Source organism: Tepidimonas aquatica, from assembly GCF_007556585.1.
GTDB lineage: Bacteria > Pseudomonadota > Gammaproteobacteria > Burkholderiales > Burkholderiaceae_C > Tepidimonas > Tepidimonas aquatica.
In genome coordinates, this window is record NZ_VJNA01000022.1 from 1 (window position 1) to 16,198 (window position 16,198).

The window sequence follows — 16,198 nt, forward strand, 5'->3', positions numbered from 1 at the left end:
CTGGTCGCACATCCGGGCCGTTACCCTCAACCCTGAACGCGACTCTGTGGTCACAACGGCTGTGAGCCGAGGAGACATTCAGCCGATTGCTGCGTGACAGAGGCGACAAGTAGCTTGACGCGCGCCGTCATATTGATGACACATTCCACGAATAAACTGCACGCATGCCTAGCTGTATCGAATTTCTTTCTGCGGCAAATGTGCGTCATAAGGGCTCTCGCGCTGCTCGCAGGCAGAAACTTGCAAAGGTAACAACATGAAGTTGGAGAAGGACCGAGACGTTCTGAGTCTCAAGGGAGTTTCCGTCCGCTACGGTGACTCGACCGTGGCCTTGCACCCGACGAGTCTGGATGTGAAGCAGGGAGAGTTTTTGGTGCTTCTCGGCGCCTCGGGCGCAGGGAAGTCCACCTTGTTACGAAGCATCAATGGACTGGTGCTGCCCACAAAAGGCGAGGTATCGATACCTGGCCTGGCAGGTGGGGTAGTCAACGCAAAGACGCTGAGAGAGCACCGCAAGCGCTGTGGGATGGTTTTCCAGCAGCATCATCTGATTGGACGTCAGTCGGTCCTCAGGAATGTTCTGATGGGAAAGCTCGGTGACAGGGGTGCATTCGCTTCGCTATGGCCGTGGAGCAAGAAGGACAAGCTGGAGGCGCTCACAGTGATTGAGCGTGTCGGGCTGCTCGAAAAGGCGCTCTCCCGGGCTGATGCCTTGTCTGGGGGGCAGCAGCAGCGCGTAGGCATAGCTAGGGCGCTAATACAGAAGCCACGAATCCTGCTGGCCGATGAGCCTGTTGCCAGCCTGGACCCGGCAACCGCACATAGCGTGCTCACCTTGTTGCATGAGATCTGCAAAAAGGACCACCTCACCGCAATCGTGAGTCTTCACCAGGTGGAGCTCGCGCGCTCGTTTGCAGACCGAATCATTGGGCTCCGCCAGGGAGCTGTTGTATTCGAGGGTAGGGCAGAGCAGCTGAGTCCTGATGTTGTGCGGAACCTCTATGCAAAGCAGTCCAACGCTTCCAACACGAGTGCGTCCACTGATAGCCCCCGAACTCTTCAATCCAGTCAAACCAAGGAGCTCTTGCCATGCTGAATCGCCGTAACTTCTTTCTTGTTGTCAGCGCAGCTTCTTTTGCTGCACTCCTTCCTCTGTGGGCTCATGCGCAGGGAAAGGATCCATCAAAGCTTCGTGTCGCCCTTCTTCCAGATGAGAACGCTGCCAGCGTCATCCAGAACGCGCAGCCTCTTAAGCGCTATCTTGAACAGCAGCTCAAGAAGGATGTTGAGATTGTGGTGACTACCGATTACTCCTCGATGATCGAGGCAATGCGGTTCGGTCGGATTGAGGTAGCGTACTTTGGACCGTTCTCGTACGTTTTGGCCAAATCTAAGGCGCCCGGGATTGAGCCCTTTGCGGTGGGCGTTGAACGTGGGTCGCCCACATACCAGTCGGTCTTCATCGCAACGGCCGGAGGGCCGGTGAAAACGCTTGAAGACGTGCGCGGCAAGCCCTTCGGATTTGGCGACCAGGCGTCCACATCAAGCCACCTTGTACCACGTGCACACCTGCTCAAGAAGTACAAGCTTGATGGTGAGAAGGACTATCGGCCAGTTCACCTTGGGGCACATGACGCGGTCGCACGTGCGGTGCAGTCGGGTCAGATTCCAGCCGGGGCTCTGTCCAAGCCGATTCTGGACAACCTCATCGCTCGAGGAAGCATTGATGCCACGAAGATTGTTCAGCTTGACCTTTCTGCTCCCATTCCAAACTATCCGATCGTCATGCAGGGGGACCTCAAGCCTGAGCTCAAAGCTGCCATCCGCTCTTCCTTTCTGGACATGAAGGATGCTGAGGTGCTCAAGGCGTTTCGTGTCCAGGCGTTTGCCCCCACTGATGACGCTGCATATGACGTCATTAGGGATACCGCAACCATCCTGAAGCTTGATTTGGGCCGTATGCAATGACCTCGGCTGCATTCGAGAACATCATCAGTCGCGACAAGCGGGAGCAGTTCATTGGACTGCTCAATACAGCGTTCGTCCTTCTGGTTTGCCTTGTAGCCCTGTACGTCACGGGGTTCTTCGATGCACAGCGGTTCATCGAAGGCGCCCCGGCTGTCAAGCAGCTCTTATCTGAGATGGTCCCTCCCAACTTCGACCGCTGGGAGCACTGGGTCATCCCGCTGAGGGACACCTTGGCGATGTCGATTGCCGGCACAGCACTGACTATCGTGCTTTCACTTCCGCTGGCGCTCCTGGCGGCTCCAAACACCACCCCCAATCCTTTGGTGGGAAGAGTGGCCAGAGTCATCCTGGCGGCATTCCGGTCCGTGCCAGAAATCATTCTTGGCATTCTGTTCGTGGCAGCCGTAGGGTTTGGTGCTCTACCTGGGGTGCTCGCACTGGCGTTGCATTCCACGGGAATGGTCGCAAAGTTTTACGCGGAAGCCATTGAGCACGTGGATCCGAAGCCACTTGAAGCAGCTGCTGCGGTAGGCGCAAGCCGCTTTCAGGTCATCACCCATGCTGTGTTACCGCAGGTTTTGCCCCAGTTGGCGGACATCACCATCTACCGATGGGAATATCACTTTCGCGCATCGGCAGTGATGGGCATCGTGGGTGCGGGCGGCATTGGCTTCGAACTCATGGCAGCTCTGCGCCTGACCAAGTACGACGAGGTCTCCGCCATTTTGCTGTTCATCCTCATATGCGTGCTCGTGGTCGACGGCATTGGGTCGGCGCTTCGCAAACATCTGAAATAGAAAGAGAGAGGAAGGTAATGATGCCGAAAATTGTGGTGACGCAGCCCATCCATGAAGAGGTACTGGCGCGTCTTATGCAGGTTGGTGAAGTGGTGATGAATCCCGGTCCTGAGCCGTGGAGCGAGGCCGAGCTCCACCGTCATCTGAAGGATGCCGACGCAATGATGGCTTTCATGTCTGACCGGGTAGATCAGCGAACCCTGTTGCACGCTCCCAGGCTCAAGACCATCGCTTGCGCCCTGAAGGGGTATGACAACTTTGACCTGAGGGCTTGCGCACAAGCCGGGGTGACCGTCACCTTTGTTCCTGACCTCCTCACAGAGCCCACAGCCGAGCTGGCCATCGGATTGGCTATTGCTGCTGGCAGGAACGTGCTTCAGGGTGACGCCGCTACAAGAGCAGGCTACTCTGGGTGGAGGCCAGTTCTATACGGAACCGGGCTTCATGGGTCGGTGGCCAGCGTGATCGGTCTCGGAAAAGTTGGGCAGGCCATATTGGCGCGACTCGCGGGCTTTGGCTGCGCGCGGCTGCTTGGTGTAGACCCAAGTGTGCGTCTAGATCAGGTCGAACTGGTCACGCTCGATGAGGCTTTCAGCACATCGGACTATGTGTTCCTGGCAGTGCCTCTTGTTAGCGATACGCGCCACCTGGTTGACTCCAGGGTGCTTCAACTATCGAAAAAGGGCCAGATCCTTGTAAACGTGGGTAGGGGGTCTGTGGTCGACGAAAGGGCGGTTGTCGATGCCTTGGCTAATGAGCAACTTGGCGCGTACGCCGCTGACGTCTATGAGATGGAAGATTGGCTACTTCCAGACAGACCTCGCGAAATTCATCCGGGATTGATCAACAACCCCAGAACAGTACTCACTCCCCACATCGGCTCGGCTGTGAGACGCGTACGGTTCGAAATTGAAATGCGGGCTGCTGAGAACCTAGTCCGCTCACTCAGGGGCGAGAGTTTGAGTGATGTTGCTGTCGAGGCCAGCGCGGCAGCATAGGTATGGTTGCTCGGCGGTTTGCACGCCAGCTGAAATGGGCGCGGCTTCAGAGCCTATGTCCTATGGCTGGGTGCAACCTGCCCGTGTGATGCCATCCTGCTCGCCAAGGGGAAATGACTTGAGTCATCATCGAAGTGGTTTAGCGATGATGTTCTCTGCACGGCGCAGCTCATGGGGTAAGCCCAAATGGGCGCATGGCAAACACCAGATACTTCGAGGGGTCAGGCTACAACACTGATCGTTCTTGGCCTCTGATAGTGGTTTCAACCCAGGACGTTTCAGCTGAGGTCATTACATTCGGCTCGTAGTAGAGGTGACGCTGCTTTGCGAGTTCTTGGACTGCACGGCTGAACCCTAGGTCTAATACAACCGCACTGCGCAGAGTGTTGAGATGCACCGCCGAAAGTGTCTCCCTCGCCCCTTTAGGGTCTGCCTTAGAGTTCACGCAGACGACGAGGTGCGTTGTCGCCGATAGACTGCTTTGATGCATCTCAATGAATCTAGGCTGTTGATTTCCACGCAGAACTGACCCGCCGGGGATGCGGACAAAAACTTGGACTACCAGGGGAGGTAGTTCATGTACTCATACGCAGACAGGATTCGTGCAGTTGCGCTTTACATCAAGCTTGGCTTGCGTGTCAGAGCCACGATTCGCCAGTTGGGGTACCCAACCAAGAACGCATTGAAAGGCTGGTATCAGCACTACCTGAAGCATCAGGATTTGCCAGCAAGCCAAGCGGGGATGTCCTGTTTTTTGTGTGTGGGGCGGTTTCTGAATCTGTCCTCGTGTCGTTCAGCGTGGTGCGAGGGTGAAGCGGTCGCCGTATAGTATCGCGAACTGGTTCATCGCCGATTTCCACTCCTTGCTCGCCCGCTTCCAGTCCGCGGTGATGTTGCGCAAGGCCAGCCAGATCAGCTTGGTGGCCGCCTCGTCGCTTGGGAAGTGCCCGCGGCTCTTGATGATCTTGCGCAGCCGCGAATGCACGCTCTCGATGGCGTTGGTGGTGTAGATGATCCGCCGCACTTCGGGCGGGAACGCGAAGAACGGGATCACCCGGCTCCACGCCCGCCGCCAGGCCGCGACCACGGTCGGGAAGCGCTGGCCCCACGGCCCTGCCTCGAACGCGTCCAGCGCGCGCTCGGCGGCTTCCGCGCTCGGTGCGGTGTAGATCGGCTTGATCGCCGCGGCCAGCGCCTTACGGTCCTTCCAGCTCGCATAGTCGAGGCTGTTGCGGATCAGGTGCACGATGCAGGTCTGCAGGGTCGTGGCCGGAAACACCGCCTCCAGTGCCTCCGGCAGGCCCTTCAGGCCGTCGGCCACGCCGATCAGCAGGTCCGTGACCCCGCGGGTCTTGAGATCGTTGAACACCTTCATCCAGAACTTCGCGCCTTCGGTGTTCTCGATCCAAAGCCCCAGAATGTCGCGGGTCCCGTCCGGCAGCACGCCCAAGGCCAGATACACCGCCTTGTTGCGCACCACGCCGTCCTCGCGGATCTTCACCCGCAGGGCATCGAAGAACACCACCGGGTACATCGGCTCCAGCGGCCGGGCCTGCCAGGCCCCCACCTCGGCCATCACCGCGTCGGTGACGGCGCTGATGAACTCCGGTGACACCTCGATGGCGTACATCTCGGCCAGATGGCCCTGAATCTCGCGCACCGACATGCCGCGGGCATACATCGAGATGATCCGGTCGTCAAAGCCGGCAAACCGGCGCTCATGCTTCGGGATCAGCTGCGGTTCGAAGCTGCCGGCCCGGTCGCGGGGCACCTCAATCCGCAGCGGCCCGCCGTCGGTCAGCACGGTCTTGCCGCTGCGGCCGTTGCGATGGTTCCCGCGGCCGCCCTCGGGGCTGGCCAAGTGCACGCCCAGCTCAGCCCCCAAGGCGCGCTCGATCACGGCCTTCTTCAGCTTCTGGAACACGGCCTCGACGCCGGCGGCGTCCATCGGTCCGGGGATCAGCTTCTCAAGCAGCTCGTCGGGAAGAATGGCGTCCGGCTTCGCGGCGGGGGTGGTCTTCTTGCGTGGCATGGGGGCTCCTGAACATCGTCATGGTAGGCCCCTCACACAAAAATCCTGACACCCTCGCGCGCAATGCACGCCCGGGCCTGTGACAACGATTCAACCCACTGCTCGTCGAGGCATTCATCTCTGAACCTGCCGTTGAAGCACTCTTTGTAGCCGTTCTGCATCGGCTTGCCCGGCTCAATCAGGATGCGCCGGTAGCCGAATCGGCGACGTATCCAGGCCGTTTGCCGAATCTGTCCAACAAGCATGGCATTGAGCTCGCTGGGCTGCGGCGGGTAGCAGCAGCTGTCTCGGGATAGCCCCACAGGGAGGCAGGCGTGCCGCTGCGAGAGGCGATACGGCTTGATCATCTGTCGGATGGCGCCGCGCCTGTGGGGCTGGCGCTTGCCCCCGACGATGCTCTCGAGGGCGTGAACGTCCAGGTGGGCTTTGGCCTGTCGCCAAAAGCCCATGATTGGTTCGTCGCTGAAGCGGCTCTTTTTTATGTCCGTCGTTCTCCTGGATTGACAGACTTCTCTCGTATACCGTGATGCGGCTCGCGCGGGCAGGTCACGGATACCGACGCGCCAACCCATCAGGGGCGCATTCACGACCACGCCAGCGGCGCCTCGCCCGCGCTGAGCAGCCCGAGCAAGATCAATGCGGTGGTCAGCGTGTCGGGCCGGGCGTTGCGGCCCGCGCTCCACTCCAGCCCCAGCCAGCGCGCAAAGGCACCGGCGCGGCCCGCATCCTTGACCGCGAGGCCGACGCGCGGCAGCCGCTGCAGCACTTGGCGCAGCGCGGGCTCGGGCACGGCCCCGTGCACCCAGGGCGGCAAGTCGGTGCTGCCATCGGCGCGGCGCAGCACCACGCGCAGCCCATCGTCGTGCAGGCCCAGCCCCACCAGCAGCCGAACATAGGTCTGCAGGGCGCTTGCTTGCTCCGCCCCCCAGAAAGCGACGTCGCGCCGGCGCGGAGTGGTGCGCAGCAGATGAATGCGCAAGGCGGGCAGCGCCAGAGCGCGGATGTCGGCATTACGCGGCCAGCGCCGCTGCCACTGCTGCAGCCAAGCCGGCGCGCGCAGGCTCGGCAGCGCGAGGTAGGGGCCGTGCGGCCCGTCGCGCACCCAAGCGCGGCGCACGCCGGTGGGCCAGCGGAAGGCAGGATCGTCGTCACGTCTGAGGCAGTGCGCCAGTTCGGCGGCGCGCTGCAGCAGTGCGTGGGCCTGCGGCTCGCTCAGCTCCAAAGCGGGCAGGTGCGCGCGCACGCGATCCACGCAAGCGACGGCATCGCCCTGGGTCGCCTGCAACTGGCCGAGCACGGCGTAGGCGCCGGGCAAGGGCCAGTGCGCGGGCACGGCGGCAGCAGCCGACCCGATCGATGCGGGTGCGGCCGCCACACTGCCGGCGGCCTCGGTCGCAGCGGGGGCGCTGGTGACAGCGCACGCCCGCAGCGCCCGCTGCGCCACGCCGTCGCGGTCGCCGAGCTGCGCCAAGCGCTCGCACTCGCGCACCGCCAGCGCCCAGGTGACGATGGCCTGGGCGTGGATGTAGTGCTCGAGCGACACCAGCGGCGAGGTGTGTCCGAGCAGCCGCGCCACGGCGAAGGCCGCTTGGCGCGCGCTGCCCGATGGTCCCCCGAGCAAGGCGCGGTGCAGCTCGGCGCCGCGGCGCAGCAGGGCTTGCGTGTCGGGGTCGCCAGCGAAGACATCGATGATGCGCGGCAGCTCCACGGCGCGCAAGGCCAGGTAGGTCCAGGTGGCGAAGGCGTGGCGCAAGTGGTGGATGTGCGCGCCGGCAAGAGCGTCGGCCAGCGCCTCGATGATTCGCTCGGCGGTGCGCTCGGCCGAGGCGCGGGTGCGGCCGAGGTCGAGGTCGAACAGCGGCACTTGCGCCCGAGCGGGTGCGAACGCAGCGCGGGGATCGGCGCCAATCTGGGCCCAGCGCTGGTGCACCCAGGCCAGCAAGCGCTGGCGCTCGGCGGGCAGCAGCAGCGCGCCAGCGGGGATGATGCGCTGCGCATGCGCGGTCTTGAGCCGCCGCTGGGCGGTGGGGCGCACGACGATCGTCAGGTCCGGCTCGGGAGAGATGTCGAGCAGCCGCAGGCCCAGGATCTCGGCGCGGCGCATGCCGGTGCGAAACGCCAGCACCGCGCTGAGCCAGGCCATCTCCCACAACGCCGGCGGACTCTGCGGGTCGCGCTGCAGCAGCGCTTGACGCTGCAGGGTCTGCAGCGCCCGCATCAAGACGCCGGCCGGCAGCGGCCGCGCATCGACGCCGTCGGGCACGCGCTCGCGCGCTCGGCTGCGGCCGGCGACGGTGCGCTCGATACTGCGGCGCAGCCCCGCCCAGGCAAGGCGCAGCGTGCGCTGGCGCCGTGCGCTGGCCGACGCCAGCAGCAGCTGCTCGGCGCTGTCGAGCTCCTCGTGCGACCACTGGGTGGGGTCGGGCAGCGGCGGCTCATCGCCGCCGTCTGGCTCGGCGCCGGCGTCGGCTGCTTCGGCGCTGCCCAGCTGGCCGAGCACCGCCACCCATGCCGGCAGCAGGGTGTGCACCTGGTGCGCGATGCGCCGTTGCACCGACGGGCTTTGCTGGGCGCGCCGCACCGCCAGCGCCGCCAGCCAGCGCAGCAGCACCGCTTGGGTGTCGGGCAGCGCGGTGCCTGCGGCCTGCAGCCGCTGCTGCCACGCCGACTCTTCGGTCGGCCAGGGGCCGTCGGCAGCGGCGATGGTGCACAGGCCGTCCAGCCACGGGTACAGCAGCGCGGCGTCCGCCGCCCAAGGCTGGGCCTCCTCGGCGGTGGCCTCGTCCTCCTCGTCGTCGGCAGGCGCGATGAGCCGTGCGGCCGCGCGCGGCTGCTCGTCAGCCCCCAGCGACGCGCTCAATTGCTGCCACAGCCGCGGCTCGATATCGTGGGTGGGGTAGTGTCCGCGCATGAGCTGCACGTCCAGCGCCGTGCCCCAGCGCAGCCACAGGACGCTGGCGCCTTCGATGAGGTCGTCGAGGTCGCGCGGCGCGTGGGCACTGCCCAGCAGACGGCGCCACTGCGCCGGCAGCGACGACGGCGCGACGATGTCACCACCCGGGCGGTGCTCGAGCAGCCAGGCGCTGACCGGATCGAACAGCCAGCGCTGCAGTCGCGCGCGCTGCGCGCCGCGCGCGGGGTGCTCGATGTCGAGGTAGGGCACGCCCAAGCCGGTGCGCGGCAGCGCCGCGTTCGCGCACAGGCACGCGCGCAGCACCTGCAGGGCGCGCCGCTGAAGCAAGCCGCCGAGCAGGGTCGCGCTGAGCAGCATCGCCGCCAGCCACCGCGGGGCGCTCGAGACCGATGCGGGCCGGCGCAAGGCCTCGAGCAAGGCAGCACGCCAGCGCTCGGCGCGCTGCAGCCGCTGCAGCGCCTGCCCGGCGAAGGGGCTCTCGGGTGGGTGCACGGCGGCCAGCAGCAGCGTTGGCGCCGGCGGCTCGACGACGGCGGCGCGCGCGGCCGCGCGCAGCGCCCGCACGAGCTGGTAGACCCAGCGCAGCCACTGCGCGGCGCGCTGCAGCCCCGCGTGGTGGCGCGCACGCGCCGACGGCGCTGCCGCGTCGGGCTGATTCAGACAGTGTTGCACCAGCGCCTCGCACAGCGCGCTGGCGCTGCTGGCGTCGGCCATCGGGCCGACGCCCTCGCACAACCACTGCGCATGGGGATTGTCGGCGTGCTCGCGCAGCACGGCGCGCAGCGCGGCCAGCGACGCGGTGGCCTGCGCGCTTTGACCGTGCGCCAGGCGCGCCCACAGGGCCTCGATGTCGGCCACGGGTTTCATGCCGGTGAGCGGGTGGGTGCGGCCAGGGCACTGACCAGGGGCACGATGCCCAGGGACTGGAGGTCGTGCTCGATGGCGACGCAGAGATCGGCGAGGGCGCCGCGCCAGTCGAAGGTGCTCAGCGGCCCCCAGGGCCACTCGCCCTGACGCGCGTGGCCGAGGTAGGCGTCGATCACCTCGGCGCGCATGCCAGCACCGAGCAGCCGCGAGCGCAGCCGCGCACGCGCGAAGTTGGGCGGCACCAGATCGTCGGCACCGGGCGCGAGCGCGGCTGAGGATGCGCTCGGCGCGGTCGCGGCGGCCGAGACGGTGTGCAGGCGGCGCGCCAGCTGCTGCCCCATCCAGTAGGCGCCGACACTGCTGAGGGCGGGCTGTTGGGCATCGCCGTCGAAGACGGCCAGCCCGTTGGCCTCATCCAGCGGCCACAGCACGCCGTACTCGGCCAGGCGCTGCTGCAGCCCCTGCAGGTGGCGGCGGTGCTGGGCGAAGTGCGCCGTCAGCGCCGCCGGCAGCCACACCACGCGCGTGCGGTCGTGCCAGGCTGGGGCCTTGTCGCTGAGCGCGCACAGTTGCGAGCCGGCCGCGTCGCTCATCTGCCGCCAGGCCTGCCACGGCCCGAGCAGGTCGCGCTGCGCGCGCATGCCGGTGCACAGCAGCTGCAGCAGTACGGTGTAGAACACCCAGGTCTCGTGGTACTCGCGCAGCTGCGCCCAGCTGCGCACCTTGGTCGCCAGGCGCCGCTGGGTGTCGCGCACGAGCGCCTGCAGCCACGCTTCTTGCAGCACGAAGCGCGCCCCCGCGCGCCAGCTGGGCCAGGCGGGCGCTGCCTCTGACTCTGCCTTTGCCGCTGCGGGTGTGGGTGGCAGCACGGCGCTTGGGTGCGGTGCGTTTGCTGGCTGCGGCGGCCCCAGGGCGGCCAGCCACGGCGCCAGCCGTGCGCAGCCCTGCGTCCAGGCCTGGGCGATGTGCGCCAGCGTGTGCTGGGTGTAGTGCAGGCGGGGCTCGCCGGCGTGCTGCGTCTGCGCCAGCGTCAGCCACACGCAGCTGGCGTCACCCGTGACGTGCAGCAGGATCGCTGGCATCGTCTGCGCGATGCGCTGCGGCGTGATGCGCGGCTCACCGATGGCCTGCAGCAGCGCCTGCGCTTGGGCGTCGAGCGTGCTCGGGTGGGCGCTGAACACCAGCTTGGCGTGGCTGTGCGGCCGCGCGCGCTCGGGCGCGCCGCTGGCGCGCAGCACGAGCGCCCACCAGTGGGTGGCGCCGGGCAGAAACACCGCTGCGGCCACCGGCTCGCCCCAGGCCTGCACCGCCTCGGGCAGCGGGACGCGGTAGCGTGGCTGCAGCGCCGGCAGCACGCATCCGAGCGGCTCGGGCGGCGCCGCCTCGTGCCCCGGCGGGCCCCAGCACAGCAGGGTGGGCGCATCGATGAGCGCCTGGCGCAGGACCGCAACCAGGGCGTCTTCGGCGCTGGGCGCGTGCACCCAACGCCAGCGCAGCGTGCGCGCTTGCTCCAGGCTGCGGCCCAGCAGCAGCGCGACCAGTACGAGCGCGCCGGCCTGCGCGCGCGCACCACCGGCGGCGCCGCGCTGCTGGCCAGCGTCGAGCGCCGCGCGCACGGCCCGCCCCAGACACTGCAGCTCCCACGGTGTGAGCACGCGCCAGTCCCAGCCGAAGCGCTGTGCGGCGCTTTGCCGCGTCGGCTGCCCCCAGCGGCCGGCAAACAAGCGTGCGCCGCAGGCGCGCGCATCGAGCAGCTCGTACAGCGGCTCGGCCGTCTCCAGCGGCGACGCCCCCAGCGCTTGCTCCTGGCCGATGACGTCGGCGAGCTCGCGCTCGTCGCGCGGCAGGTCGTCGTACCACCACAGCGCCTCCTCGTCTTCGTCTTGCGGTGGCAGCAGCTCCGGGGCTTGACGCCGCAGCGCGGGCCCGATCAAGCCGACCCAGCCGTGCACGGGCTGGCGCGGGCCGCGACCGCCGCCGCGGCGGCGGCGCGCGCGCGGGCGCACCCGACCCGCGCAGCGCTGGGCCCAGGCGATGAGGTAGCGCAGATAGAGCGCCCAACGGTGGCGCTGCTGCTCAGACGCGGGCGCGGCGCTGTGCGCAGCCGCCAGCGCCAGCAGGGCCTCACGCCGGGCCTGGGCCAGTGTCTGCAAGAAGGTGGCAGTGTCCTGCGCCACCGGCAAGGCTGCGAGCAAGGGCTCGGCACGGGCCAGGCTGCACTCGCGCACCACCAGCGCCGCGTTGGCCAGCGTCGCGCTCGGCAGGGCGTCGAGCGCCGCGGCCGACGAGTGGCGATCGCGCAGCAGCGCCAAGCTGCCCAGCAGCAGGTGGCCTTGCAGGCGCGCCAGGCTCTGCGCCGCCGCGCTGCCCGGCCGCTCGTGTTCGTGCTCGTGTTCGTTCCACAGCGCCGAGACCAGTGATGCGGCGCGGATGCCATGCCGCATGAGCGGGTGGCCGCGTGCACCGGCAGCGCCGCGCAGCAGCGGCGCCAGCAGCGGGTGTTGCCGCAGGTCGGCGGCGTGGGCTCGGGTCCAATCGGCGGCCCAGCGTGCCGCCGCCAGCCACTGGCGCAGGCGCTCGGGCGGCAGCGCGGGCAGCGCGCCGAAGTCACCGCGCTGGGCCTGCTGCAGGATCGCGGCCATGCACGCGAAGATGCGGGCATGGCCGATGAGTTCGGGGTGCGCGCGCACGTCGTGCAGCAGCGCGCGCAGCGCCGCAGCGTCGGCGCCGTCGGCGACAGCGGCGTCGATGAGCGCGCGCCAAGCCGGCGGTTCATGGCTCATGGCGCTCACTCCGCAGGGCTTTGGCCAGCGCCGCGGTGGTGCAGCCCAGCGCCTGTGCCAGGGTTTGGAGTTGGGCATCACGCAGCATCGGCAGCGGCGCGCTCGGCAGCCGCTCGTAGCGCTCGCGCAGCGCGTTGAGGCCCGCAGCCCAGCGGTGCAGCGCCCGCTGCCCCACGGCGTCCAGCGCCGCCAGCAAGGCACGCACCGCGGGTGCCTGGGATCGGGGGCAGCTCAGCACCAGCACCACGACCTCGGCGTCGCGGCCCAGACATTGCCACAGCATGGCCCAGGTGCGCGCTCCGGCCAGCAGCCGCCACTGGCCGCCGCGGGTGCGCCGCACGACGATGGGGCTCAGCAGCGCCAGCAGCTGCACCGCCGGCAACGTCCAGGCGTTCCAGTCGACGATCGCCGCGCCCGGCTCGCCCTGCAGGTCCGCCTCGGCGTCGGCCACGATGGCCGCCAGTGGCACCCGTGCCAGCTGCAGCTGCACCGCCCACGGGTGGTCAGCCGCGATGATCCACGGCAGCGGTGCGCCGCACGATGCGGTATCCGCTGACGCGGCAGGGGCGGGCGCGGCGGGAGTGGTTGGGCAGGCGGCGGTGGCGGGGCGACGGGACATGGCGGCGCGGTGCAAGCGGAAGGTCGCACGCGCGCATGCTACCCAAAACGGCGCAGCGCGTGGGCGCGCCCTGCCCGCCCGCGCGCTCAGGTCGCCGTCGCAGACGCCCCCAGCCCCCAGTAGACCCGCGTGCCCAGCGCCGGCACGTAGCGTCCTGCCGGCGCGCCGCGGGCGCGACACTGCTCGATCAGGTCGATTTGGCCGGAAAGGGCATCGACGCTGCCCAGCACCAGCGCCTCGGGAGTGCGCGGTCGGCGCAGCCCGACCCAGTCCGGGGCCCAGCAGGCATGGATGGCGTGGTGCACCGCCATCTCGCGCAGCGCCTGCGGCCGCGATGCGAGGGGCAGCTCGGCCAGCGCTTCGGTCATCCACTGCAGGGTGCTCAGGCGGTGCCCGATCAGCTCGCCGCGCAGCGTCAGCCGCCAGCGCCGCTGCGCCGCATCCCACCGGTATTCGTCGGCCTTGCCCAGGTCGTGGAGCAAGGCGGCCATGATCAGCACCTCGGCGTCGACGCTGGGGTCGCCGGCGGCCAGCCGCAGCGCGCGCTGCGCACAGTCCAGGCTGTGCTGCAGCAGACCGTGCGCGCGCGCGTGGTGGTGCTGCAGCGAGGCGCGCGCCTGGACAAAGGCCCACAGGCGCTGCGGGTGGCGCCAAAACAGGGCGTTGAACCAGGCGCGCATCGGCTCGCTCAGGCGCTGCCACAGGAGCGCAAAGGCGGCGCGGGTGTGCGCCGCCTGCGGGCCCAGCCACGCATCGGGCACGGTCTGCAGCAGATCGACGTCGGCCGCCAGCGCCGCGGGCCACACGCGCAGCGCCTCGATGGGCGCGGTAGCGGCGAGGTCCGCTTCGACGATGGCCGCGCGCGCCAGCCGTCCCGGCGCGAGGGTGTCAGCGCGCAGCGGCTGGCTCCAGTGCAGGGTGCGCGTGCCCTGCCCGGGCACCCAGACCTCGGCGCGCAGCCGGCGCCGGCCGCCATCGGGCACGCCGCGCGGGCGCAACAGCCGCACCAGTACGTGGCGCGCCACGCCCGGGCACGCCGTCGCCGGCATCAGCGCCGGCGGTTCATACGCGCTCATGGCTGCCCTCCCAGGCACCATGGTCGACATCGGTGGCGACGGCGGCGGCACCCGCGCCGACCACGCCCACTGGCCCGAGGTGCTGGCACAGCAACCGCTCGAAGGCCGAGCCATCGCGCCGTGTGAGGTTGGGCACGAAGCGCGAGTAGATGCGAAACAGCATCTCGGTGCTGCTGTGCCCGAGCTGGCGCGCGATCCACTCGGGCGACTCGCCGGCGGCCAGCCACAGCGTGGCGGCGGTGTGGCGCATCTGGTAGGGCCGCCGCGGCGCCAAATCGAGGTGGCGCAGCAGCGGGTACCACACCCGCGTCATGAAGTTCTTGTTGTCGATGGGGCGCCCAGCGCGGTTGGCAAACACGTACAGCGCGTCTTCGCGGCTGGCGCGGCGCTGCGCGGCCAGCGCCTCGTAGACCACTTGGTTCATCTGGATGTCGCGCATGGAGCCGTCGGTCTTGAGCTCGTCGTCTTCGCCCAGCACGAAGGATTCGCGCACCAGGATGAGGCGACGCTCGAAGTCGACGTGGTGCCATTTGAGCCCGTGCACTTCGCCCGTGCGCATGCCGGTGAAGAAGCGCACCACGAAGTAGTTGCGCCAGTCCGGGCGCACCGCCCGCAAGATGCGCTGCACCTCCTCCAGTGTGAAGGGCATGACGTCGCTGCGCTTGATCTTGAGCGGCTTGATGTTGCGAAAGGCCGAGGTAAACTCGAATCGGTCGGCGGCTTCGTTGAGGATCTGGCGCAGCGGTTTCATGATCGCGTTGATGCGTCGGTGCGACAAGGTGCCCTGGCGGCCTCGGGCGGGTACTTTGGCGAGTGTTGCCCGAAACGCCAGGACATCGGCCTTGGTGATGCTGCCGACCGCCCGATCTCCGAAGTGCGGCAGCAGGTATCGATCCAGCACGCCGCGCTGTGTGATGACGTAGCTGCGCCGCCACGCGACGCTGGCCTCGGCGAACCACTGCTCGGCAAAGTCGGCAAAGCGCGGTGTTGCCGACGCTGCGGCGGCCGACGCGGCAGGGGCTGCCGCCGGCACGAGCTCACTGGCTGGCACTGGTGGCAACAGCTCCTTGGACGCGGCCGATGCCGCCGGCGCCGGCCGCCCGAAGATGCGCTCGTAGTCGAAGGTGCCAGCGGCGATCTCGGCCTCGATGCGGTCCAGAACCTTTTGCAGACGGCGGCGGTTGGCGGGGGTGTCGGGCAGTGCGGTGTATTCCCGATAGCGCCGACCTCCCACGCGAAAGTCCATGAATAGCGTGCCCTTGGTGGGCAAGACGCGGATACTAGCCATGGATGGCACCTCCCCCCAGCAGCGGAATCGCGAAGGCATCGTTCTGTGACGCCTTGGCCATGTCGGCCTCGATGTGCTCCCAGATGTAGAGCGTCTTGCGCCCGCCGAAAGGTCGGATGTAGTGCCGCCCCTCCAGCAAGACGCTGTCTTTGAGCCGGTTGCGTATCGTGCGCGGGTCGTACTTGATCCGCCGGGCCAGCTCGTCAGTCGTGAGATAGGTACAACTCATCGTTCAAGCCTCCTTTGACGAAACAGGGTTCATGCACAGGATAGCCAAACGACATCGTGAATGATGTTTTGCTATCCTGGATCGCATTATAGCATGGATTTTGGCGTTTGCAACAGCGTTGTGCTATCCTGCATGAAACTTTTCTACAGAGACAAACATGATCCGCTGCCATCTCTCGCGCTTGATGGGCGAGCGCAAGCTCAAGATCAGTGATGTCGCACGTCAGACGGGCCTAAACCGAAACACCGTCACGTTGCTGTACTACGAGCGAGCGACCCGCGTTGATCTGGATGCCATCGATCGCCTGTGCACCCTGTTCAACGTGTCCGTGGGGGATCTGTTCGAGCACGTGCCCGGGAACGCCAGTCAAGCCGATTGACTTCGTCGGCGTGCGCCGCGCTGGACGTCGCTGGTTGCCGACGGAACAGTCTCAATGGGCCACGAGACCGATGGTCACGAAGGGAAGCGAATCGAGCCGCCATGGGCTACGGCTGGGCCACGGATGGGCCATGGCAAGGTCGCTTTTGAGGAGATGACCATCGGTCGACCGATGAGATCGGCGGCAGAATCGGCGTCGAAGCCGTCATCAATGGTCTAAAACTCGGGCATGACATCATCCCGGGATCT

12 protein-coding genes and 1 pseudogene are annotated in these 16,198 nt (G+C 67.4%); 5 read left to right on the forward strand and 8 right to left on the reverse strand.

What is annotated here, in order from left to right; all coding sequences use genetic code 11:
- Window positions 1–256 precede the first annotated feature (256 nt).
- Genes phnC through Taqua_RS09010 form a run of 4 tightly spaced genes read left to right on the forward strand, consistent with a single transcriptional unit; the run spans window position 257 to window position 3,763 of the window.
- Complete coding sequence (gene phnC / locus Taqua_RS08995) at window positions 257–1,096, forward strand: phosphonate ABC transporter ATP-binding protein (RefSeq protein ID WP_144326350.1); 840 nt, start codon at window positions 257–259, stop codon at window positions 1,094–1,096.
- Window positions 1,090–1,968 (forward strand): phosphate/phosphite/phosphonate ABC transporter substrate-binding protein, encoded by an 879-nt coding sequence (gene phnD / locus Taqua_RS09000; RefSeq protein WP_144326351.1) that lies wholly within the window; start codon window positions 1,090–1,092, stop codon window positions 1,966–1,968. Before phnC ends, phnD begins: the two co-directional genes overlap by 7 nt.
- Window positions 1,965–2,765 (forward strand): phosphonate ABC transporter, permease protein PhnE, encoded by an 801-nt coding sequence (gene phnE, locus Taqua_RS09005; RefSeq protein WP_144326352.1) that lies wholly within the window; start codon window positions 1,965–1,967, stop codon window positions 2,763–2,765. Before phnD ends, phnE begins: the two co-directional genes overlap by 4 nt.
- 17 nt (window positions 2,766–2,782) lie before the next feature.
- Window positions 2,783–3,763 carry a phosphonate dehydrogenase gene (locus tag Taqua_RS09010; protein WP_144326353.1) on the forward strand — a complete coding sequence of 327 codons (981 nt, stop codon included), beginning with the start codon at window positions 2,783–2,785 and terminating at the stop codon, window positions 3,761–3,763.
- A gap of 793 nt (window positions 3,764–4,556) precedes the next feature.
- On the opposite strand, the gene Taqua_RS09020 is transcribed toward Taqua_RS09010, so the two are convergent.
- The 8 genes and pseudogenes from Taqua_RS09020 to Taqua_RS09060 all read right to left on the reverse strand — a co-directional run bounded on the left by Taqua_RS09020 (window position 4,557) and on the right by Taqua_RS09060 (window position 15,571).
- On the reverse strand, window positions 4,557–5,795 hold the full coding sequence (locus Taqua_RS09020) for an IS256 family transposase (RefSeq protein WP_144326354.1): 1,239 nt from the start codon (window positions 5,793–5,795) through the stop codon (window positions 4,557–4,559).
- A 62-nt stretch (window positions 5,796–5,857) separates the two neighbouring features.
- Window positions 5,858–5,977: pseudogene (locus Taqua_RS09025) on the reverse strand (integrase core domain-containing protein); the annotation flags it as partial.
- Window positions 5,978–6,378: 401 nt separating this feature from the next.
- Window positions 6,379–9,576 carry a site-specific integrase gene (locus tag Taqua_RS09030; protein ID WP_144326355.1) on the reverse strand — a complete coding sequence of 1,066 codons (3,198 nt, stop codon included), beginning with the start codon at window positions 9,574–9,576 and terminating at the stop codon, window positions 6,379–6,381.
- Entirely contained in the window at window positions 9,573–12,359 is a 2,787-nt protein-coding gene (locus tag Taqua_RS09035; RefSeq protein ID WP_144326356.1) for a hypothetical protein, read from the reverse strand. The genes Taqua_RS09030 and Taqua_RS09035 overlap by 4 nt, the downstream gene beginning before the upstream one ends.
- Window positions 12,349–12,978 (reverse strand): ParB N-terminal domain-containing protein, encoded by a 630-nt coding sequence (locus Taqua_RS13245; protein ID WP_185969597.1) that lies wholly within the window; start codon window positions 12,976–12,978, stop codon window positions 12,349–12,351. The genes Taqua_RS09035 and Taqua_RS13245 overlap by 11 nt, the downstream gene beginning before the upstream one ends.
- Window positions 12,979–13,064: 86 nt before the next feature.
- Entirely contained in the window at window positions 13,065–14,054 is a 990-nt protein-coding gene (locus Taqua_RS09050; protein ID WP_185969598.1) for an HD domain-containing protein, read from the reverse strand.
- Window positions 14,041–15,342: an Arm DNA-binding domain-containing protein gene (locus tag Taqua_RS09055; RefSeq protein WP_144326360.1), complete on the reverse strand. Its 1,302-nt coding sequence runs from the start codon at window positions 15,340–15,342 to the stop codon at window positions 14,041–14,043. The genes Taqua_RS09050 and Taqua_RS09055 overlap by 14 nt, the downstream gene beginning before the upstream one ends.
- Window positions 15,335–15,571 (reverse strand): hypothetical protein, encoded by a 237-nt coding sequence (locus Taqua_RS09060; RefSeq protein ID WP_144326361.1) that lies wholly within the window; start codon window positions 15,569–15,571, stop codon window positions 15,335–15,337. Before Taqua_RS09060 ends, Taqua_RS09055 begins: the two co-directional genes overlap by 8 nt.
- 157 nt (window positions 15,572–15,728) lie before the next feature.
- On the opposite strand from Taqua_RS09060, the gene Taqua_RS09065 reads away from it, so the two are divergent.
- Window positions 15,729–15,950 carry a helix-turn-helix domain-containing protein gene (locus tag Taqua_RS09065; protein ID WP_144326362.1) on the forward strand — a complete coding sequence of 74 codons (222 nt, stop codon included), beginning with the start codon at window positions 15,729–15,731 and terminating at the stop codon, window positions 15,948–15,950.
- Window positions 15,951–16,198: the final 248 nt, after the last annotated feature.

What these genes read in the sequence shown, in the direction of transcription:
- Taqua_RS09030 (WP_144326355.1), bottom strand. Translation starts at nt 9,576, where the DNA reads ATGAAACCCGTGGCCGACATCGAGGCCCTGTGGGCGCGCCTGGCGCAC.
- phnE (WP_144326352.1), top strand. Translation starts at nt 1,965, where the DNA reads ATGACCTCGGCTGCATTCGAGAACATCATCAGTCGCGACAAGCGGGAG.
- Taqua_RS09010 (WP_144326353.1), top strand. Translation starts at nt 2,783, where the DNA reads ATGATGCCGAAAATTGTGGTGACGCAGCCCATCCATGAAGAGGTACTG.
- Taqua_RS09050 (WP_185969598.1), bottom strand. Translation starts at nt 14,054, where the DNA reads ATGAGCGCGTATGAACCGCCGGCGCTGATGCCGGCGACGGCGTGCCCG.
- Taqua_RS09055 (WP_144326360.1), bottom strand. Translation starts at nt 15,342, where the DNA reads ATGGCTAGTATCCGCGTCTTGCCCACCAAGGGCACGCTATTCATGGAC.
- phnC (WP_144326350.1), top strand. Translation starts at nt 257, where the DNA reads ATGAAGTTGGAGAAGGACCGAGACGTTCTGAGTCTCAAGGGAGTTTCC.
- phnD (WP_144326351.1), top strand. Translation starts at nt 1,090, where the DNA reads ATGCTGAATCGCCGTAACTTCTTTCTTGTTGTCAGCGCAGCTTCTTTT.
- Taqua_RS09060 (WP_144326361.1), bottom strand. Translation starts at nt 15,571, where the DNA reads ATGAGTTGTACCTATCTCACGACTGACGAGCTGGCCCGGCGGATCAAG.
- Taqua_RS13245 (WP_185969597.1), bottom strand. Translation starts at nt 12,978, where the DNA reads ATGTCCCGTCGCCCCGCCACCGCCGCCTGCCCAACCACTCCCGCCGCG.
- Taqua_RS09065 (WP_144326362.1), top strand. Translation starts at nt 15,729, where the DNA reads ATGATCCGCTGCCATCTCTCGCGCTTGATGGGCGAGCGCAAGCTCAAG.
- Taqua_RS09020 (WP_144326354.1), bottom strand. Translation starts at nt 5,795, where the DNA reads ATGCCACGCAAGAAGACCACCCCCGCCGCGAAGCCGGACGCCATTCTT.
- Taqua_RS09035 (WP_144326356.1), bottom strand. Translation starts at nt 12,359, where the DNA reads ATGAGCCATGAACCGCCGGCTTGGCGCGCGCTCATCGACGCCGCTGTC.